Source organism: Lysobacter sp. CA196 (assembly GCF_052078695.1).
GTDB lineage: Bacteria > Pseudomonadota > Gammaproteobacteria > Xanthomonadales > Xanthomonadaceae > Lysobacter.
Window position 1 is genome coordinate 33,110 of record NZ_JBQJIN010000016.1, and the last position, 19,002, is coordinate 52,111.

Here is a 19,002-nt window from a genome sequence, read left to right on the forward strand (position 1 = left end):
TCGGGCTGCGCGGCGGTCGCCGCCGACACCACGCCCGGCCACAGGCAAGTCAACACGAGGCCACACACAGCGATCTTGAGATTCACGACATCTTCCTTGATGGATGGGAGCCGACGCGACTCGTCGGCTCCAGGTCTGTTTTGGGTTGCGTCTTGCGGCGCGTTCCCGCGGGTCGCTCAGAACTTGATCTTGCCGGTCAGGATGTCCTTGAACATGACCCAGTCGCCGACGAAAGAATACAGCGGGTGCTTGAAGGTGGCCGGGCGATTCTTCTCGAAGAAGAAATGCCCCACCCAGGCGAAGCCGTAACCGCAGACCAGCGCCGCCAGCAGCAGCCAAGGCCGCGCGCCGAAAATCGCCACGGCCAGCAGGACCAACACCCCGCAGCTGCCGATGAAATGCAGGCGCCGGCTGGTGCGGTTGCTGTGCTCGCTCAGATAGAACGGATAGAACTCGCGGAAACTCGCAAAACGGTTCGCCATGTTCCTGTCCTCGCCGGATCGATCGGCCTCGCTCAACGATTGCGCGGCGCGAACGCCGCTCAGGACTCGCCGCGTTCGGCCCGCTTGGCCTTGTCCCAGTACGCGTCCTGGCCTTCCAGCGGCAACTCCGCCAAGGCCAGGCCGTCCTGTGCGGCCAGGGTCTCCATCGCGCGGAAACGGCGCTCGAACTTGAGGTTGGCGCGGCGCAGCGCCGCACCGACGTCGACCTGGCCGTGGCGGGCGAGGTTGGCGCAGACGAACAGCACATCGCCGATCTCGTCCTCGAGGCGGTCGTGCGCGGCCGCATCGTCGGGCGTCGCCGCTACCGCGGCGAATTCGGCGCGGACTTCCTCGATTTCCTCGTGCAGCTTGGCGATCACCGGGGCGACGTCGGGCCAGTCGAACCCGACCGCGGCCGCGCGCTTTTGCAGCTTCACCGCGCGCTGCCATTCGGGCAGGCCGCGGGCGATGCCGGCCAAGGCCGAGGTGTCGACCTCGCCCGCCGCCTCGCGCTCGCGGCGCTTCTGTTCTTCCCAGGCCACGGTCTGGGCCTCGACGTCCTCGACGCTGGCGTCGCCGAACACGTGCGGATGGCGGCGCACCATCTTGTCGCTGATCGCCGCGACCACATCGTCGAAGGCGAACGCGCCCTGCTCCTCGGCCATGCGCGCATGGAACACCACTTGCAGCAGCAGGTCGCCGAGTTCGTCCTTCAGCGAAACCAGGTCCTTGCGGTCGATGGCGTCGGCGACTTCGTAGGCTTCCTCGATCGTGTACGGCGCGATCGAAGCGAAATCCTGCTCGATGTCCCAGGGGCAGCCGCTGTCGCGATCGCGCAGGCGCGCCATGATCGTCAACAGCCCGGCAATGCCCGGCGGCAGGTTCAGCACTTCAGCCATCGAGCCACTCCTTCCACGGCAAGGCGAGGTCGCCCACGGCGACGAAATCGCCGTTGAGAATGCCGGCGCGCTGGTTGTAGCGGAACGGCCGGCCTTGCGGATCGAACACGGCGCCGCCCGCGGCTTCGAGCACGCATTGGCCGGCGGCGGTGTCCCATTCGCTGGTCGGGCCGAAACGCGGGTACAGATCGAGACCGCCCTCGGCGATCCGGCAGAATTTCAAAGAAGAACCCAGGCTGAGCATGGCGATGCCGCCGGGCGCTTCGCGCTGCAACCGCGCCATCGCGCGCTCGGCGCGGTCGCTGTGGAAGGAGCGGCTCGCGGCGACCCGCAGCGGCTGCGCCGCCGGTGCGCGCACCTGCACTTCGCGTTCGTCGTCGCCGTCGCGGCGGTAGGCGCGGCCGCCGCGCTGGGCGTACCACAGCGCCCCGCCGACCGGCGCCTGGATCAGGCCGAACACCGGTTCGCCGTTATCGATCAGAGCCAGGTTGACCGAGAACTCGCCGTTGCGTTTGACGAATTCGCGGGTGCCGTCGAGCGGGTCGACCAGCCACAGGCGCGGCCAGTGACGGCGCTGTTCGAAGCTGACCTCGTGCGCGGACTCCTCCGACAGCACCGGGATGTCCGGAGTCAAACGGGCGAGCCCGTCGAGAATGATGTGGTGGGCGGCCATGTCGGCGGCGGTGACCGGCGAGGCGTCGGCCTTGCGTTCGACCGCGAACTCGCCGTGGTAGACGGTCAGGATGGCGTCCGCGGCCGCGCGCGCGATCGCGATCGCGCCTTCGATCTGTTCCGGGCTGAGCAGGGCTGGTCTCACGGGAGCTACGCTCATGCTTGCGGCTCCGACCGCGGCTCGCCGTTGCGCAGCCATTCGCGGGCGATGAACAGCGCGGCGATGCTGCGGCCTTCGGAAAAGTCCTCGCGCAGGATCAACTGGTGCAAGTCGTCGAGTTTCCACGGCACCACTTCGAGCTCTTCGGGTTCGTCGCCGGGCAGGCGCTCGGGATAGAGATCGCGCGCCAGCACCAGATGCGCCTGGTGGCTCATGTAGGTCGGCGCCAGGGTCAAGGAACGCAGTACGGTCAACGAACGCGCGCCGTAGCCGGCTTCTTCCTTGAGTTCGCGGTCGGCGGCCTCGATCGGGCTTTCGCCGGCGTCGATACGGCCCTTGACCAGGCCGAGCTCGTAGCGATGCACGCCGGCGGCGTATTCGCGCACCAGCAGCACGGTGTCGTCGTCGATCATCGGCACCACCACGACCGCGCCGTGGCCGCGCCCGTGCAGGCGCTCGTACTGGCGGCGTTCGCCGTTGGAAAACTCGAGATCGAGCCGTTCCAGCCGGTACGGACCGGCCTCGTGCTCGGTGACGTGATGGATGGTCGGCAGCCGCCGGGTCATGGCGCGGCTCCGGGCGTGAGCAGGGAGCGGAAAGGCACGATAATAGGGGGATGCGAGAGATCACTCACGACACGACGATGCTAACAGAGCCGGGCGCCGACGCGGCGGACTCCTGGCGCGAACGCGACCTGGCGGTGCTCTGGCATCCCTGCACCCAGATGCGCGAACACCCCCATACGCTGCCGCTGCTGCCGATCGCGAGCGGGCGCGGCCCCTGGCTGATCGGACGCGACGGGCGTCGCTATCTCGATGCCATCTCGAGCTGGTGGACCAACCTGTTCGGCCACGCCGAGCCGCGCATCGCCGAGGCCATCGCGACCCAGGCGCGCACCCTCGAACACGTGATCCTGGCCGGCTGCTCGCACGCGCCGGCGGTCGAACTCGCCGAGCGCCTGCTGGCGCTGGCGCCGCGCCAGGACGGGCGCGCGCCGCTGAGCAAGGTGTTCTATGCCGACAACGGCTCGGCCGGGGTCGAGGTCGCCCTCAAGATGGCCTTCCATTGGTTCCGCAACCGCGGCATCGAAGGCCGGACCAAGTTCATCGCCCTGGAGAACGGCTACCACGGCGAGACCCTCGGCGCGCTCGCGGTCGGCGACATCCCGCTGTATCGGCGCATCTACGCACCGCTGTTGGCCGAGTCGCTGTTCGCGCCCTCGCCCGACGCCTACCTGTGCGAACCCGGCCAGACCCCGGCCGAACGCGCCGAGGTCGCCGCGGCGGCTTTGCGCGGTCTGCTCGAACGCCATGCCGATGAAGTCTGCGCGCTGATCCTGGAGCCGCGGGTGCAGTGCGCCGGCGGCATGCGCATGCACGACCCGTCGTATCTCAAGTTGGCGCGCGAACTGTGCGACGAGCACGGCGTGTTCCTGATCGCCGACGAAATCGCGGTCGGTTTCGGCCGCACCGGCACCCTGTTCGCCAGCGAGCAGGCCGGGGTCATGCCCGACCTGCTGTGCCTGTCGAAGGGCCTGACCGGCGGCGCCCTGCCCCTGGCCGCAGTGCTGACCACGCAGTCGATCTACGACGGTTTCCTCGACGACTCGCGCGAACGCGCCTTCCTGCATTCGCACAGCTACACCGGCAACCCGCTGGCCTGCGCCGCGGCGCTGGCCAGCCTGGATATTTTCCGCGACGACGACATCCTGGTCCGCAACCGCGCGACCAGCGCGCGCATGGCCCGGCTCGCCGCCGAGTTCGCCGACCACCCGCACGTCGCCGACGTGCGCCAGGCCGGCATGATCGTCGCCTTCGAACTCACTCGTAACGGCGACAAACGCACCCCATTCGACTCCGCGGCGCGCATCGGTCTGCACGCGTATCGCGCCGCACTCGACCGCGGCGTGTTGCTGCGCCCGCTCGGCGACGTGCTGTACTGGATGCCGCCCTATTCGATCGACGAGGACGCCCTGGGCCTGCTCGCCGACACCACGCGCGCGGCGATCGACCATGCCGTGCGGGAGGCCGACGCATGCGCCTGACCCGAGTCCACGTCGATGCCGATCTCGGCACAGGTCGCGAGGTCGTGCTGCCCGAAGGCCCCGCCACTCATCTCGCCCGCGTGCTGCGTCACGAAGTCGGCGATGCCTGCGTGCTGTTCAACGGCGACGGCCACGACTACCACGGCCGCATCGTCGCGCTCGGCAAGCGCGAGGTGCGGGTGGCGATCGAATCGGCGCTGGAGGTCGAACGCGAATCGCCGCTGCCCCTGGTGTTGCTGCAAGGCATCGCCCGCGGCGAGAAGATGGACCTGATCCTGCAGAAGGCCACCGAGCTCGGCGTGCACGCCGTGCATCCGCTGTGGTCGCAGCGCAGCGAGGTCAAGCTCGACGAGGCCCGTGCGGAAAAACGCCATGCGCATTGGCGCAGCGTGGTCGCGTCGGCCTGCGAACAGAGCGGCCGCGCCCGCGTGCCGGAGGTGTCGGCGCCGCGTTCGTTGGCGGCGACCTTGGCGGCGCTGCCGTCGGGCGGCCTGCGCCTGATCCTCGACCCCGAGGGCGAGCTCGCCTTCGCCACCTTGTCCGTGGAAACGCAGGCGCCGGTGCTGCTCGCGATCGGCCCGGAAGGCGGCTGGTCGCCGCTGGATCGCCAGCAACTGCGCGACGCCGGTTTCCAGGGTTTGCGCCTGGGCCCGCGCATCCTGCGCACCGAAACCGCCGGCCTGGCGGCGATCGCGGCCTTGCAGGCGCGGTTCGGCGATCTGGCTTGAGCGACGACTCGTTGTCGCCTTAAGGCAAAAGCAAATCCCCCCTGCCCCCTTTTTCAAAGGGGGGACGGCGCGACGCGGTGATCTGCCGTTGCCACCCGTTACGAACGCAACCGGGCATACGGCCGGAGCAGTTGCCCCCTTTGGCAAAGGGGGCGGCGCCTGCGCAGCAGGTGCGGGGGATTTGCTGTTGCAGTTGCAGTTGCAGTTGCAGTCATTCGAACCCGACCGCAACGCTGACGCTTAGATCTTGAAATAGATCCGCCGCGCATCCAGCCAGCGCACCACGCCCCACCACAGCGCGACGAAGACCAGCGCGAACGCCAACGAGGGCAGGTACGGCCCGAACCGCGGCGTCATCCAGTCGGCGAAGCCGCGCCGATAGATCGGTTCCAGCCACCCCAGGCCCATCAGCAGATACAGCAGCAAGGCCGAGCCGCCATAAGCGGCGATCGCGTTGACGCCGAAGGCGCGTCCGAGCGCGGGCCAGCCGCGACGGTCGATCAGCTCGTGGAATACGGCCAGCACCCAACACGACAGACCGCCGCTCCACAGCACGTAGGCCGGGGTCCATAGGTTCTTGTTGAGCGGCTGCCAGTACGCACCGCCCCAGCCAGCGAGCAAACAGACCGCGCCTGCGATCCACAACGCGCGCAACTTACCGCGACGCAACCAGTCGCCGGCGCGCAGGCCGAGCAAGGTGGTCGCCAGTGCGCCGAGCGTCGCCACCAGACCTTCGGGGTCGTGACCGCGGCCACTGGCGGCATCGATCTGGTAGACGTGCACGCCGAACAAGGCGCTGTCGAAGCGGCTGGCGATGTTCTCGAACGGCGCGTAGCTAGCGCCGCAGGCGAGCAAGGCGGCATAGCCGAACAGCAGTGCAGCCCAGACGATCCACTGCATCCGCGCCGGCACGTACATCGCGATCAGCGCCGCGGCGGCGAAGCACAGGCCGATGCGCTGCAATACGCCGGGCACGCGCAGATAGTCGTGCCCGGTCACCCACATCGCGCAGACATGCAGCAACAGGCCGAGGCCGACGATGCGCAGCGCGCGCCACAACGCCGGACGCAACAGCGTCGCGGCGGCCACACCGTGCTCGCGGCGCGGCATCAGCGCCAGCGCGATCGACACGCCGACGATGAACAGGAACATCGGGAACACGAGGTCGGTCGGGGTGAAACCGTGCCACTGCGAATGCAGCAAGGGCGCGTAGACATGGCCCCAATCGCCGGGGTTGTTGACCAGCAACATCGCCGCGACGGTAAGCCCGCGCAGAGCGTCGACCGAGGCGTAGCGTTTCGGCGCTGAAGCGGACGACGGGGGGCCGGACGGCAAGCCAGACTGCGACGTTGCGCCGCCGGCCCGCAACGCCGGACTCACGCCGCTTGCGCGAGCGCTTCGCCGATCATCGCTTCCAGCGCTTCCAGATCCGGCAACAGCGCCAGATCGTCGTTGAGCAACACGCGCGCCTGCACCGCATGCGGCAGCACGTCGCCTTCGCGTCCGGCGACCGACAGACTGTCGCGCGACACCGTGACCAGACGCGGGAAGCCCTGGGTCAACAAGGCGAAGTACGGCAGGCGCGAAGCGGCGCTGAGCGCCTTCAGCACCACGACCTTGCTGCCCAGGCCGCCCTGCTCGCGGGCGAGCCCGGACAGTTCGCCGAAGGCGACCAGCGGCAGATGCCAACCGCGCCAGCGGATCTGGCCGAGCAGCCAGCGCGGTGCGTCTTCGATCGGCGCCGGCGGCGCATAGGACAGCACCTCGGCGATGGTCGCGTTGGGCAGCAGCAGGCGTGCGCCGCCGACCTGGATCAACACGCCGCGGATGTCGGCCTGCGAGGTGGCTTCAGGGGCTGCGTCGCTGATCTGGTTCTCGTTCGACATCGCTTCGCGTCCTCGCCGCGGATTGCGCGGCCTTCAACGGGTGGATCTGTTGCGGTGGATTCGATGACGGCGGAATCCGGGATTCGGTGCCGTCGCCGGGCGGCGACGGCGTTCGGGTTGTTGGCTTGCGACCTCAGATCGCGCTTTGCACCGACCAGCGCGAGGCCAGCTTGGCGGCGAGATCGGCCGGCTGGCCGCTGCCGGCGCCGCGCGCGATCGCCGCACTGGCCGCGGCCGCGTCGTAGCAACCGTCGGGCGACTGGCCCGCGACCATCGCGCCGTGCGCGGACAGCTTCATCGCAGTATCGACCTGGGCCGGGTCGGCGCCGCTGAACAACAGCACCGCGCTGTCGGAAGCCGGCAAGGCGTCGAGCACCTCGGCGCCTTCGACGAACTGGATCCCGCTGTCGCCGACCTCGATGCCGAGCCCCGCCGGCAGGATGTAGATCACCCCGTCGATGGTGCGCGTGCCGGGTTCGGCCAGCTTGACCAGCACCGAAGTCGCGCGTTGCATCTGCGCGACCAGCTTGTCGTAGCGGCCGCCGTCGAGGCGTTGCTGCACCAGCACCGGGCGGCCGAAATTCTCCGGCAGCGCGCCGAGCAGTTGGCGCACCGCATCGGGCCCGCCGATGCCGGCGAGCACCAGCACGGCGCCGTTGCGGGTCGAGGCCGGGAGGCGGTCGTCGACCAGTTCGAGGCCGGAAATACGGCGCTCGATTTCGTCGAGATCGTGCTTGCCCACGCCGGCGTTGCCATGCGCACCGCTTTGCCCGGTGGCTGCGCTGACCAGGCTGGCCTCGTCGCTGAACGACCAGTCCGGTACCGCCGGCGACGGCGGCGACGGCGCTTTCGGCGCCGCTTGCAGGTCTTCGTTCAAGTCGAATTCGAAATCGCTCTCGAACGTGCGCGCTTCGGCCGCGGCGCGTTCGTTGCGGCCGTCGTCGAAATCGAGCGGCGCGACCGTCGAGGCGGATTCGAGCTCGGACCGATCGTCCTGGATCGAGAAGGCGCTGTCGAAGTCGATCAGCTCGCGGACTTGGTCCTGCGGCGGCGCGCGCCAGACTTCGAGGTCGCCCAGCCCGGTTTGGTCGAGCGCAGGCACCTCGGCATGGGCCGCGGCCGGTTCCACCCACTCGTCGAGCGTCGGCGAATACGGCGCGGCGTTGCCCGGAACTTCGTCCTGGCTGTCGACCGCTTCCAGGGTCAGGTGGCCGATGTCGAAATCCTCGGCGACGACCGCTTCGGTGGCGACAAGCTCTTCGGCGACGATCTCTTCGGCGACGATCTCTTCCGCGTCGTCCTCGGCCACCGCTTCGGCGGTGAGGAATTCGATGCTGTCTTCGGCCGGCGGCGGCGATGGCGCGACCCGCGCCAGTTCGCCGATCTGTTCGGCGGCGACGAACGACAGCGGATCGAGCGAGGCCTCGGCCGAGGCCGGGTCGAACCCGACCGGCTCCTGCGCCAGCGGCGACCCCGCCGCGAACGGACGCTCGAACCCGGTCGAGATCAGCATCGGATCGGGTTCCGGCTCGGGCTCGCGGCCCGGCGGCAACACGTCGTCGTGTCGGTGCAGCTTGGCGCTGAGATGGCGCGCCCAACGCGCTTCGTCCCAGCCCTCGCGCGACACCGTCAGTTCGGCTTCCTCGAAGATCACCTCGATCGAGGGATCGACCAGCAGGTTCTCGAAACGGTCCAGTGCGTCCTCGGTGGCCGGGTCGAGCACGACCACGACCACGTCCGGATCGGCTGCGTCCAGCGCGTCCGGTTCCAGCGAGGTCGGGTCGCCCACCAACACCAGGTTCGCGCCGGCATCGCCGAGCGCGCTACGCAAACGGTCGCAGGCCACGCCGGCCCGCGCCAACAACGCTACGCGACGTTCTGCTTCAGCCATGATGACGCGCGATTCCAAGCAGTTCGAACACGTTGCGGATCAATTCAAGCTCCTGATAAGGCTTGCCGAGATAACGCTCGACACCGATCTCGAACGCACGCTGGCGATGCTTCTCGCCGGTACGCGAGGTGATCATCACGATCGGCACTTCGCGCATGCGCGCGTCGGCCTTCATCTGCGTGGCCAGCTCGTAACCGTCCATGCGCGGCATTTCGATGTCGAGCAGCATCAGGTCGGGCACGCGCTCGGCCATGCGTTCGAGCGCGTCGATGCCGTCCTTCGCGGTGATGACCTCGAAGTTGTGGCGTTCGAGCACGCGACCGGTGACCTTGCGCATCGTCACCGAGTCGTCGACCACCATCACCAGCGGCACGCGGCGGGTTTCCGCCGGCGCCGCCGGCGGCACCACCACCTGGGCGAAGTCGAGCAACTGCGCGGTGCGGCGACGCACCAGCGGCGCGACGTCGAGAATCACCACCACGCGGCCGTCGCCCATGATCGTCGCGCCGAAGATGCCCGGCACCGACGCCACCTGCGGGCCGACCGGCTTGACCACGATTTCGCGGTTGCCGATGACTTGGTCGATGGTGATGGCGGCGCGCAGATCGCCGGAGCGGATCAGCAGCAACGGCATCTGCAGCTGACCTTCGGCCTTGGCCGGCGCGTGGCCGATCAGGGTGCCGAGGTCGTGGACGACATAGTCTTCGCCGCCGTAACGGTAGTTCGCCTCGCCCGCGTCGAGCAGCTCGCGCGACAAGCGGCCGACGCCGCGCACCGAAGCGATCGGCACGGCGAAAGTGATGTCGCCGATGCGCACGAACACCGCCTGGGTGACCGCGAGCGTCTGCGGCAGACGCAGGGTGAAGTGGACGCCGTGGCCGGGACGCGAGTGGATGTCCAAGGTGCCGCCGAGCTGGCGCACTTCGCTGGCCACTACGTCCATGCCGACGCCGCGACCGGCGAGGCGGCTGACTTCGTCGGCGGTGGAGAAGCCCGGTTCGAGGATCAGCGAGTCCAGGTCGGCTTCGGCGATGACCGCGTCGGCACGTACCAGGCCGCGTTCTTCGCCGCGGCGACGGATCGCCGCTCGGTCGAGACCGGCGCCGTCGTCGGCCACTTCCAGCACGACTTCCGAACCTTCGCGGCGCACCGCGATGCGCACCGTGCCTTCGTCCGGCTTGCCGGCGGCGCGACGCTGTTCGGGACGTTCCAGCCCGTGCGCGACGGCGTTGCGGAGCATGTGCTCCAGCGGCGCGGTCATGCGCTCGAGCACGTTGCGGTCGAGTTCGCCCTGGGTGCCTTCGAGCTTGAGCGTGACTTGCTTGCCGAGTTCACTGGAAGCTTGGCGGACGACGCGACGCAGACGCGGCAGCAAGGTGTCGAACGGCACCATGCGCGTGCGCATGAGGCCTTCCTGCAGTTCCGAGCTGACGCGCGACTGTTGCAGCAGCAGGGTTTCGTACTGACGGGTCAGGTCGTCGAGGGTGTTCTGCAGGCTGTTCTGGTCGGCCGCCGATTCGGTCAGCGCGCGCGACAGCTGTTGCAGGGTCGAGAAGCGGTCGAGTTCCAGCGGATCGAACGACTGGTCGCCCGAATCGCCCTCGCGCTGGTAGCGCGCGATGATCTGCGCTTCGGTCTCGATTTCCAGACGGCGCAGCTGATCGCGCATACGCAGATTGGTCTGCGCCATTTCCGCGATCGCGCCGCGGAACGCACCCAACTGCTGTTCCAGGCGGGCGCGATAGATCGCGACTTCGCCGGCGTAGTTGACCAAGCGGTCGAGCAGGTCGGCGCGGATACGCACCTGTTCCTGCGGCGCCCGCACACCGATCTCGTCTTCGTCGCCGAGCGGCGCGTCGATGATCGGTGCCGACAGCGGCTTGAGACCGTCGTGATCGGCCACCACCGGTTGCGCCTGCGCTTGCGGCTGCGCAGCCTCGCTCTGAGCTGGCTGCAGACCGGCGAAGGTCGGCATGGCTTCGCCGCGCCAGCGCGCTTCGAACACCGAGATCAGCGCCTCCGGCATCGCGATCGCGCGACCGGTGCCGACGCGGGTGACCATGGCGTGCAAGCGGTCGAAACCGCGTTCGAGCAGCACCAGACCGTCGCGGCCGAGTTCGGTGCGATGGTCGACGACCGCTTCGAGCAGCGACTCCATGACGTGGCCGAGTTCGCCCACGGCCATGATGCCGGCCATGCGCGCACCGCCCTTCAGCGTGTGCAGATCGCGCTGCAGCCCGACCAGCGGCTCGCGCTCGCTCGGCGTTTCGCGCAGCTGCGCGAGCAGACCGTCGGAGTGGTCGAGCAGGTCGCCGCCCTCTTCGACGAAGATGTCGACGAGTTCGGGATCGAGCTCGCTCACATCGAGCGCTTCTTCCGGATCGGGATTGGCGTTGGAGGCATGCGCGAAGATCGCGGCCAGCGCGGCCGGCACGCCGGCGGCGATGCCGGTCTGCACGGCCGTGCTAGCGCCTGCTGCCGTCGCTGCGGCCGGACGCTCGACCTCGGCGCTTTGCGTTTCGTCGTTGTCGTTGGCCGCGGCTTCGCTGTCGGTGCCGCGGTCGTCGAGGCGGACCTGGGCCAGATCGGTCGCCGGCTGTTCGGCATCGGCATCGGCATCGGCATCGGCCTGAGCGTCGGCTTCGGCCTGTTCGCGTGCGAGGGGTTCGGCTTCGGCGTACTCGGCTTCGAGGCGTTCGTATTCGAGACGCTCGGCTTCGGCGCGCTCTGCGGCGATACGCTCGGCTTCGGCCTGTTCGGCCGCGAGGCGTTCGGCTTCGAGACGTGCGGCTTCGGCCTGTTCGGCGGCAAGACGCTCGGCTTCGAGACGCTCGGCCTCGGCCCGCTCGGCAGCAAGGCGCTCGGCTTCGAGACGCTCGGCTTCAGCCTGCTCGGCGGCCAGGCGCTCGGCTTCGGTCTGTTCGGCCGCGATGCGCTCGGCTTCGAGGCGTGCGGCTTCGGCTTGTTCGGCAGCGAGGCGTTCGGCTTCGATTCGTTCGGCTTCCAGACGCGCCAGTTCGGCGCGCTGGGCTTCGGCGGCGTACTCGGCTTCGAGGCGCTCGTATTCGAGACGCTCTTCTTCGGCCAGACGTTCGGCTTCGGCTTGCTCGGCAGCCAGGCGCTCGGCTTCGAGACGTTCGGCTTCGGCCTGCTCGGCGGCCAGGCGCTCGGCTTCGAGACGTTCGGCTTCGGCCTGCTCGGCGGCCAGGCGTTCGGCTTCGAGGCGTTCTGCTTCGGCTTGCTCGGCGGCCAGGCGCTCGGTTTCAAGACGTGCGGCTTCGGCTTGCTCGGCAGCCAGGCGTTCGGCTTCGAGGCGTTCGGCTTCGGCTTGCTCAGCGGCGAGGCGCTCGGCTTCGAGGCGTTCGGCTTCGGCTTGCTCGGCGGCCAGGCGTTCGGCTTCGGCACGCTCGGCTTCGAGACGCGCGGCTTCGATCGTGCTGTCGGCGAAACCGCTCGGCAGCAGGTCGAGGCCGAGACTCAGCTCGTCGCCATCGAAATCGGTCCTGGAAACCGGCTTGGCCGACGCATTGTCGTTGTCGGCGACCTGGGCGAATTCGCGCGCGGGGTCGTAATCGCCGAACGCACTGAGATCGTTGACGGTGAGCTCGGACAGATCCTGGCCTTCCGGCAAGGCATCGTCGTGGTAGAGCTCTTCGGTGATCATCGGCGAACGCGCGTCGGGCAGGCTGTCGCGCAGCGCGGCGATGCGTTCGGGCAGGCCGACGAACATCGGCACGTGCGGGGTCGGCGACTTCAGGGCTTCGACCGTGCGACGGATCGCATCGGCGACCGCGGTCAACGCGGCCACGCCTTCGTCGCTGGCCGGCGCGGCACTGGCGAGCAGACGCTTAACGTAGGCTTCGGTCGGCGCGGTGACGTCGGTGATGACCGGCACTTCGGTCATCGCGAAGGCGCCGTTCAAGGTGTGGATCGAGCGCTGCAGCGCGTCGCTGACCAACTGCGGCTGCGCATGCGAGGCCGCCAGCCAGGCTTCGATGGTGACCAGGTGGCCGGCCACTTCGCCGTCGAGGATTTCGAGCAGGACCGGGTCGACCGAGGCCGGTACGTAAGGTCCGTCGATCGCGACCGCAGCCGGGGTTTCGACTTCCACCGCCGCTTGCGGCGGCTGATAGAAGGCTTCTTCGCCGGTCGCAAGCAGATCGGCGTGCGCCTCGATGCCGGCGACGTCGATGGTCAGCGGTCCCTGGTTGCGCAGGGCGGCGTAGAAACCCGGCAGCGCGCGATGCGCGTGCTCGACCAGATCGATCACTTCCGGGCTCGCCGCGCGGCCGTGTTCGCGCACGCGGTTGAGCAGGTTTTCGATGTTCCAGCTGAACTCGCCCAGGGTGCGCGCGCCGACCAGGCGGCCGCTGCCCTTGAGGGTGTGGAACACGCGCCGCACCGGCTGCACGCGGGCCAGATCGTCCGGCGCTTCGCGCCAGGCCGGCAGCAGGTTGTCGAGGTTGGCGATTTCCTCTTCGAACTCTTCGAGGAAGATTTCCCGCACTTCGTCGTCGATGTCGTCGACTTGTTCGAAACCGCCGGTCGCGACCGACTGGCCGAGCATCGACGGCGGCGCATCGGGCACCGCGTTGAGCAAGGAGGCGTCGACCAACGCGCCACCCGCGGCGCCGCTGGCGACGGTTTCAATCGCACCGGCTTCGCCGGCAACGGATTCGCGCGTGGCCTCCGAGGCCGCCGCTTCGGTCGGCGCGACGGTTTCGGCCGTCGTGGCTTCGACCGTGGGTTGCGCTTCGAGGCTCTGTTCGAGCTGGTCCGCGGCGACGAACTCGGCCGCCGAGGTCTCGGCCGTCGGCGCCTGCGCAGCGTCGACCGGGGCGGTCTCGACCGGCACGGCTGCGGCCGGAGTCGCCACGACCGCGGCTTCGGCCACCGGCTCGACCCGGATCACGTCCGGCAACGGCCAGTAGCGCAGGGTTTCCAGGCTCTGGCGGGCGATGTCGAGAATGTCGTCGCGGTTCGGGCGCTGCTCGCGCAGCGCTTCCAGGTAGTACTCCAGGCTCGCCAGCGCGTCGGCCAGCGTATCGAGCTGCTGGCCGCTGGGCACGCGACGACGGCCGATCAATTCGACTTCGGTGTAGCGCTTGACCCCGGTCAGGTAGTCGGCCGCCAGCGGCAGCTCGATCATGCGCAGGGCGCCGGCGACTTCGTCGAGCACGCGCGGCACTTCGGTCAGCTCGTCGTGGTCCCACTTGGTCTCGACGAAGGCGACGAAGGACTGGCGCGCGTCGCCGAAATTGGCGATGGCTTCGCGGGCGACCACGTCGAGCACCTTGCGCGCCTCACCGGCGAGCAGGTTCTCTTCGGCCTTGTCTTCGGGCAGGCCCAGGCGCGAGACCTGGTCGTCCAGCGAGGCGTCGACATAGAGCAAGGCGCCGGCTACGTCGAGCAAGGTGCCTTCGTCGGCGGCGCGGCGGCCTTCGACGATTTCGTGCATGGCTTCGCGCTGCTGCAGCACGACGGTGCGGGCCATGCCCAGCCCCATCATGCCCAGCGTGTCGCTGACCCGGGCCAGGGCGTCGACCTGCGGACGCAGTTCGCCGGGGTCGGTCTGGTTGGTGCGCAGGTGCAGGTCAAGGGCGTCCTTGACCCGCAGCAGGTCTTCCTTGATCGCCGCCGCGACGGTATCGAGCAGGGCGCGGTTGCGGCCGCTGAGGCTGCCGCGCGCGTGTTCGAGTTCGGACTCGCTGGGCAGGTGCGCGGCGAGCTCGAAGGTCTGGCGCAGGTCGTCGAGCGCCGGATGGCGGCCGTCGCTGTGGGCGACGTGATACAGCAACTGACGGGTCGGCTCGGCCGCGGGTTCGCCGCGCGGCGCGCTGAAGCCGTCGTCGGACAGCATCTGCCGCGCTTCGCGGTCGACACCGCCGAAGGCCTGGCGCAGGGCGCGGGTCGCCGGCAGGGCGCCGTCGCGCAGGGCGTGGGCGACCGACGAGGCCACCCACAGCATGCGCCGCACCGGTTCCAACACGACGTCGGCAAGCAGACCGTCGATCGCGGAGGCGAGCTGGGCCGGGTTCGAGGGCGCGCCGTCTTCCGGCCAACCGGCCAGGGCGTCGCGCAGCGAGGCGAGATGCGGCGCGCTGGCGTTGCGGCCGGCGGCGCTGCCGACCGGCAGCGGCGGCGGCAGGTGCGCCGGCAGCGGACGGTCGAGATTCGGTGCGAACAGGACGCTTTCGTTGAGCCCGGACTCGCCGCGCGTGGCGCGCAGTTCGTTGAGCAACGGCAGCAGCACGATCGGAATATCGCGATGCCCGCCCTGCAGGCGCTCCAGGTAGTCGGGCAGCAGCACCACGCCGCGCATCAGCGCCGCGCAGGCCTCGTCGCGGTCGGCGACCTGGCCCTGCTGCAGGGCGATGGCCAGACGCTCCATCTCCTCGGCGACCATCGCCGGCGCATACAGCTCGACCATGCGCAGGGTGCCGTGCACCTGGTGCAGATGGTTCGCGCAGACCCGCATGCGCGAGGCGTCGGCGGGATCTTCGGCGAATGCCTCGATCTCCTGGCGCGCCTGACGCAGGGTTTCGTCCAGCTCGGGCTTGATCCAGCCCAGCGTGGTGGTGTCGATCGCTTCGCGCAACGCGGTCATGACGCGACCCGCCCGTCGGCGGGACCGCGTCGCAGACGCGGACCGTGGCTCTGCCAGCGATGTGTCGGAAGCTTCATCCTCGATACAACCCTTCTTTTAATCCCGTCCAAAGCCGCCGTTCAAAGCGCCGCGTCGTGTCTCGGCTGCCGCCGGGTCAGGCCGGCAGCTTGAAGTCGGCGACCGAACGGCGCAGGTCGGCCGCCAGCTGCGCCAGGTTTCCAATCGACGCTGCGGTCTGGTTGGCGCCTTGCGAGGTCTGCGAGGTGATCTGCTGAATCGTGTTCATGGTCTGGGTGATGTTCGAGGCGGCGCTGGACTGCTGCTGGGCCGCACTGGAAATGCCCTGAATGAGGTTGGACAAGTCGGACGACACCTTTTCGATCTCGCCCAGCGCGGTACCGGCGTCCTCGGCCAGTCGCGCACCCGCGACCACTTCCGAGGTCGTTTGTTCCATCGAGCTGACAGCTTCGTTGGTGTCGGACTGAATTGTCTGGACCAGCGTCTCGATTCGCTTGGTTGCGTTGGAGGCGCGTTCTGCGAGTCGCTGCACTTCGTCGGCCACGACCGCGAAGCCTCGGCCGGCTTCGCCGGCGGAGGCCGCCTGGATGGCCGCGTTCAACGCCAGGATGTTGGTCTGTTCCGAGATGTCGTTGATCAGTTCGACGATCGAGCCGATTTCCTGCGAGCTTTCGCCCAGACGCTTGATTCGCTTCGAGGTTTCCTGGATCTGGTCGCGGATCGAGTCCATGCCTTGAATCGTCTGCCGCACTACGCCCGCGCCCTTGGTCGCGATCTGCACCGAGCGCTGCGCCACGTCGGCCGACTCGGCCGAGTTCTTCGAGACCTGGTCGATCGAGGCCGCGATTTCGCTGATGCGGTCGGAGGCGGAGTTGATCTCCTGGGCCTGGTGCTCGGCCGCTTCGGCCAGGTGCATCGCGGTGGCCTGGGTTTCCTGGGCCGAGGATGCGACCTGCACCGAGGTGTCGGTAATGGTCTGCACCAGGCTGCGCAGCTGCTCGACGGCGAAGTTGATCGAGTCGGCGATGGCGCCGGTCATGTCCTCGGTCACCGTCGCCTTGACCGTCAGGTCGCCTTCTGCGAGCGAACCCATTTCGTCCAGCAGGCGCATGATGGCCTCCTGGTTACGGTCGTTGAGTTCCTTGGTGGTCTGGTAGCGGCGCTGCTGGGCGTAGTTCAGCGAGAACAGCAAGCCGGCGATTGCGACCAGCGCGGCCAGGCCGGAGATGATCGACAGCCACAGGTTGCCGAACACGCTCTTGTCGCGCAGCGAGCCGAAGGCGGTGAAGGCGCTGAACAGCGTTTCGCTTTCGCTCAGCAGGCGTTCCGAGCCGCCGGTGATCGACTCGGCCGCGGCCTGGGCCTGGAACAGGTCCTTGGAGCTGGCCGAGATCGCGTCGAGGTCCTTCTTCATTTCCAGCCACAGCGCTTCGGCCTGGCCGAGCGCGGCGAGCGCGCTGGAGTTGGACAGCGCGGTCACGCCGAACGAGGTGTCGCCCTTGCGCAGGCCGGTCAGGACGTTGCCGAACACGGTGGCGTCGCGGACCAGCGCTTCGCCGGCCATGCCGGCGCCGCTGCCGCCTGCGCGGATTTCGGTGATGCGTCGGGCCATGGTCGCCGACAACACGACCTGGCGCAGGGCGATGTAGACCTGCGAGGACGGCGAGCCGGAGGCCGACATCGCGCGGACCAGTTCGTCCAGGCGGGCCTGCAGCTGCGGGACGCGGCTGGAGAAGCTGTCGGCGTTGCCGGCCAGGGCCAGCACCGCCTTCTCGCTCGCGATCACCTGTTCGGCGCTCTGTCCCAGCGGCTGCCAGCTCTTGCTGACCACGCCGATCGGGCCCGACACGCCGGCGGTATCGCCGAAGTTGTCGTTGAGCGTCTGCACGTCTTCGTCGATCGCAGCCTTGGTCTTCTTGAACTCGGCGAAGGCGTCTTTCGCGCCGCCGACCGCTTCACGGCCTTGAATGGCGAGCTTCTGCGAATTCACCTGCAGGTTCGACGCCGCCGAGCCGGCACCGCCGAGCCTCGCGCCTTTCCAGGTCGCGTAGCCTGTGTTGAGACCGAACACCAGCACCGATACGGCCAGTACGATCAGCCAGGTGTTGGCGCCCAGAAGGCGGCTCTTGCCGGCGTTGTCCATCACAGTGCTCATGGTTCGCAAACCTCGGTGAACTTACTAGTCGGGCTGATGAAGGGAGCAGCTCAGGCCGCTGCTTGTCGGAATTCGGGAGTACGGGCCAGGCGGTCGAGGCTGAAGATGCCCCAGTACCGGTCGTCCAGGCGGTAAGCCCGGTCGATGAAATAGGCGTAGCGGCCTTCGGTGAGGCCCTGCTCGGCGCCTTCTTCGAGGCCGATCTGCTGCTGGTCGTGGAAACTGCGCTGGCCGTACAGCTCGTCGATCAGCACCGCGACGTCGCCGCCGGGCTGGCGCACCAGCAGGATGCGCTGGCCCTCGTGCAGCACCGTGCGCTCGCCTTCCAGGAACTGCTTGAGATCGACGATCGGCAGCAGGTTGCCGCGCACGTTGGCCAGGCCGAGCATCCACGGCTGCGAGCCGGGGACGTGGGTGACCTGCGGCAGCGACAGGATTTCCACCACCTCGGCGAAGGTCGACGCCAGGCGCCGCTCGCCGATGCGGTAGCCGACGCCGCGCCACAGGCCGGGCGCGTCGAGCTGTTCGGGCAGGCCGGGCACGTGCGCCAGACTGCGGCGCTCGTAATCGGTCAGCACATCGAACGGCGGCTTGAGCGTCATCGTTTCAGTTACCCAGCAATGCGTTGATCCGCGCGATCAGTTCGTCTTCGCGCGGCGGTTTGACGATGTAGTCGCGCGCGCCCTGGCGCATGCCCCAGGCGCGATCGGTGTCCATGCCCTTGGTGCTCACGATCAAGACCGGGATCGCACTGGTCTGCGCGTCGCGGCTGAGCGCGCGCGTGGCCTGGAACCCGTTCATGCCCGGCAACACCACGTCCATCATCACCAGGTCCGGCAGCTCGCGCTTGCAGGCTTCGATGCCGTCCTCGGCGCTGCCCGAAGCGAAGACTTCGTGCCCATTGCGCTGAAGCAATTGGGTCAGGACCGCGGTATCCGTCGGCGAGTCCTCGATAAGCAGGATGCGTGCCATGGTGTGCCTTACCCCCCGGTCAGGCGTGTACGTGCTTGCGAATCGCGTCGAGGAGTTCCTCGCGCGTAAATGGCTTGGTCAGGTATTGCTCGGACCCGACGATGCGGCCCCGCGCCTTGTCGAACAGGCCGTCCTTCGAAGACAGCATGATCACCGGCGTGCCCTTGAACAATTGATTGTTCTTGATGAGCGCGCACGTCTGATAGCCATCCAGACGCGGCATCATGATATCCACGAAAATGATCTGTGGCTGCTGGTCGGCGATCTTGGCCAGCGCTTCGAATCCGTCGATGGCCGTGACCACCGCGCACCCTTCGCGTTTCAACAGTGTCTCGGCGGTTCGACGGATGGTCTTGGAATCGTCGATCACCATGACCCTTAGACCATCGAGGCTGCCGCTACGAACCTCGTCGAGCATTCTTTGTATCCCCCATTGCGAACGCCGATTTCCCCGGGCGTCGCGAAGCCGTCTTTATTCCAAGCCGCAC

At 68.4% G+C, this 19,002-nt stretch carries 14 protein-coding genes; 2 read left to right on the forward strand and 12 right to left on the reverse strand.

The window, feature by feature from the left end; genetic code table 11:
- Positions 1-176: 176 nt before the first annotated feature.
- Genes ACTOWK_RS14990 through nudE form a run of 4 tightly spaced genes read right to left on the reverse strand, consistent with a single transcriptional unit; the run spans position 177 to position 2,779 of the window.
- The gene (locus ACTOWK_RS14990) at positions 177-482 is read right to left on the reverse strand and encodes an Mpo1-like protein (RefSeq protein ID WP_441330924.1); all 306 of its coding nucleotides are present in this window, start codon (positions 480-482) and stop codon (positions 177-179) included.
- Between the two features lie 59 nt (positions 483-541).
- On the reverse strand, positions 542-1,381 hold the full coding sequence (gene mazG, locus ACTOWK_RS14995) for a nucleoside triphosphate pyrophosphohydrolase (RefSeq protein WP_441330925.1): 840 nt from the start codon (positions 1,379-1,381) through the stop codon (positions 542-544).
- The gene (cysQ, locus tag ACTOWK_RS15000; protein WP_441330926.1) at positions 1,374-2,213 is read right to left on the reverse strand and encodes a 3'(2'),5'-bisphosphate nucleotidase CysQ; all 840 of its coding nucleotides are present in this window, start codon (positions 2,211-2,213) and stop codon (positions 1,374-1,376) included. Before cysQ ends, mazG begins: the two co-directional genes overlap by 8 nt.
- Entirely contained in the window at positions 2,210-2,779 is a 570-nt protein-coding gene (gene nudE, locus ACTOWK_RS15005) for an ADP compounds hydrolase NudE (RefSeq protein WP_441330927.1), read from the reverse strand. The genes cysQ and nudE overlap by 4 nt, the downstream gene beginning before the upstream one ends.
- Before the next feature lie 77 nt (positions 2,780-2,856).
- On the opposite strand from nudE, the gene bioA reads away from it, so the two are divergent.
- Together bioA and ACTOWK_RS15015 are read left to right on the forward strand one after the other, a co-directional pair.
- Positions 2,857-4,257 carry an adenosylmethionine--8-amino-7-oxononanoate transaminase gene (bioA, locus tag ACTOWK_RS15010; RefSeq protein WP_441330971.1) on the forward strand — a complete coding sequence of 467 codons (1,401 nt, stop codon included), beginning with the start codon at positions 2,857-2,859 and terminating at the stop codon, positions 4,255-4,257.
- The gene (locus ACTOWK_RS15015) at positions 4,248-4,985 is read left to right on the forward strand and encodes a 16S rRNA (uracil(1498)-N(3))-methyltransferase (RefSeq protein WP_441330928.1); all 738 of its coding nucleotides are present in this window, start codon (positions 4,248-4,250) and stop codon (positions 4,983-4,985) included. The genes bioA and ACTOWK_RS15015 overlap by 10 nt, the downstream gene beginning before the upstream one ends.
- Positions 4,986-5,225: 240 nt before the next feature.
- Here ACTOWK_RS15015 and ACTOWK_RS15020 read toward each other — a convergent pair whose 3' ends face one another.
- From ACTOWK_RS15020 to pilG, 8 genes are all read right to left on the reverse strand, one after another.
- The gene (locus ACTOWK_RS15020) at positions 5,226-6,320 is read right to left on the reverse strand and encodes an acyltransferase family protein (RefSeq protein WP_441330929.1); all 1,095 of its coding nucleotides are present in this window, start codon (positions 6,318-6,320) and stop codon (positions 5,226-5,228) included.
- A 41-nt stretch (positions 6,321-6,361) separates the two neighbouring features.
- Positions 6,362-6,871: a chemotaxis protein CheW gene (locus tag ACTOWK_RS15025; protein WP_441330930.1), complete on the reverse strand. Its 510-nt coding sequence runs from the start codon at positions 6,869-6,871 to the stop codon at positions 6,362-6,364.
- A 133-nt stretch (positions 6,872-7,004) separates the two neighbouring features.
- The gene (locus tag ACTOWK_RS15030; RefSeq protein WP_441330931.1) at positions 7,005-8,762 is read right to left on the reverse strand and encodes a chemotaxis protein CheB; all 1,758 of its coding nucleotides are present in this window, start codon (positions 8,760-8,762) and stop codon (positions 7,005-7,007) included.
- Positions 8,755-15,369 (reverse strand): Hpt domain-containing protein, encoded by a 6,615-nt coding sequence (locus ACTOWK_RS15035; RefSeq protein WP_441330932.1) that lies wholly within the window; start codon positions 15,367-15,369, stop codon positions 8,755-8,757. The genes ACTOWK_RS15030 and ACTOWK_RS15035 overlap by 8 nt, the downstream gene beginning before the upstream one ends.
- 154 nt (positions 15,370-15,523) lie before the next feature.
- Positions 15,524-17,542 carry a methyl-accepting chemotaxis protein gene (locus ACTOWK_RS15040; protein WP_057918989.1) on the reverse strand — a complete coding sequence of 673 codons (2,019 nt, stop codon included), beginning with the start codon at positions 17,540-17,542 and terminating at the stop codon, positions 15,524-15,526.
- 50 nt (positions 17,543-17,592) lie between these two features.
- Positions 17,593-18,144 (reverse strand): chemotaxis protein CheW, encoded by a 552-nt coding sequence (locus ACTOWK_RS15045; RefSeq protein WP_441330933.1) that lies wholly within the window; start codon positions 18,142-18,144, stop codon positions 17,593-17,595.
- Between the two features lie 4 nt (positions 18,145-18,148).
- On the reverse strand, positions 18,149-18,514 hold the full coding sequence (locus ACTOWK_RS15050) for a response regulator transcription factor (protein ID WP_435395704.1): 366 nt from the start codon (positions 18,512-18,514) through the stop codon (positions 18,149-18,151).
- Positions 18,515-18,533: 19 nt separating this feature from the next.
- Complete coding sequence (gene pilG / locus ACTOWK_RS15055) at positions 18,534-18,932, reverse strand: twitching motility response regulator PilG (protein WP_441330934.1); 399 nt, start codon at positions 18,930-18,932, stop codon at positions 18,534-18,536.
- Between the last annotated feature and the right edge of the window lie 70 nt (positions 18,933-19,002).

What these genes read in the sequence shown, in the direction of transcription:
- ACTOWK_RS14990 (WP_441330924.1), bottom strand. Translation starts at nt 482, where the DNA reads ATGGCGAACCGTTTTGCGAGTTTCCGCGAGTTCTATCCGTTCTATCTG.
- mazG (WP_441330925.1), bottom strand. Translation starts at nt 1,381, where the DNA reads ATGGCTGAAGTGCTGAACCTGCCGCCGGGCATTGCCGGGCTGTTGACG.
- cysQ (WP_441330926.1), bottom strand. Translation starts at nt 2,213, where the DNA reads ATGAGCGTAGCTCCCGTGAGACCAGCCCTGCTCAGCCCGGAACAGATC.
- nudE (WP_441330927.1), bottom strand. Translation starts at nt 2,779, where the DNA reads ATGACCCGGCGGCTGCCGACCATCCATCACGTCACCGAGCACGAGGCC.
- bioA (WP_441330971.1), top strand. Translation starts at nt 2,857, where the DNA reads ATGCTAACAGAGCCGGGCGCCGACGCGGCGGACTCCTGGCGCGAACGC.
- ACTOWK_RS15015 (WP_441330928.1), top strand. Translation starts at nt 4,248, where the DNA reads ATGCGCCTGACCCGAGTCCACGTCGATGCCGATCTCGGCACAGGTCGC.
- ACTOWK_RS15025 (WP_441330930.1), bottom strand. Translation starts at nt 6,871, where the DNA reads ATGTCGAACGAGAACCAGATCAGCGACGCAGCCCCTGAAGCCACCTCG.
- ACTOWK_RS15030 (WP_441330931.1), bottom strand. Translation starts at nt 8,762, where the DNA reads ATGGCTGAAGCAGAACGTCGCGTAGCGTTGTTGGCGCGGGCCGGCGTG.
- ACTOWK_RS15035 (WP_441330932.1), bottom strand. Translation starts at nt 15,369, where the DNA reads ATGACCGCGTTGCGCGAAGCGATCGACACCACCACGCTGGGCTGGATC.
- ACTOWK_RS15040 (WP_057918989.1), bottom strand. Translation starts at nt 17,542, where the DNA reads ATGAGCACTGTGATGGACAACGCCGGCAAGAGCCGCCTTCTGGGCGCC.
- ACTOWK_RS15045 (WP_441330933.1), bottom strand. Translation starts at nt 18,144, where the DNA reads ATGACGCTCAAGCCGCCGTTCGATGTGCTGACCGATTACGAGCGCCGC.
- ACTOWK_RS15050 (WP_435395704.1), bottom strand. Translation starts at nt 18,514, where the DNA reads ATGGCACGCATCCTGCTTATCGAGGACTCGCCGACGGATACCGCGGTC.
- pilG (WP_441330934.1), bottom strand. Translation starts at nt 18,932, where the DNA reads ATGCTCGACGAGGTTCGTAGCGGCAGCCTCGATGGTCTAAGGGTCATG.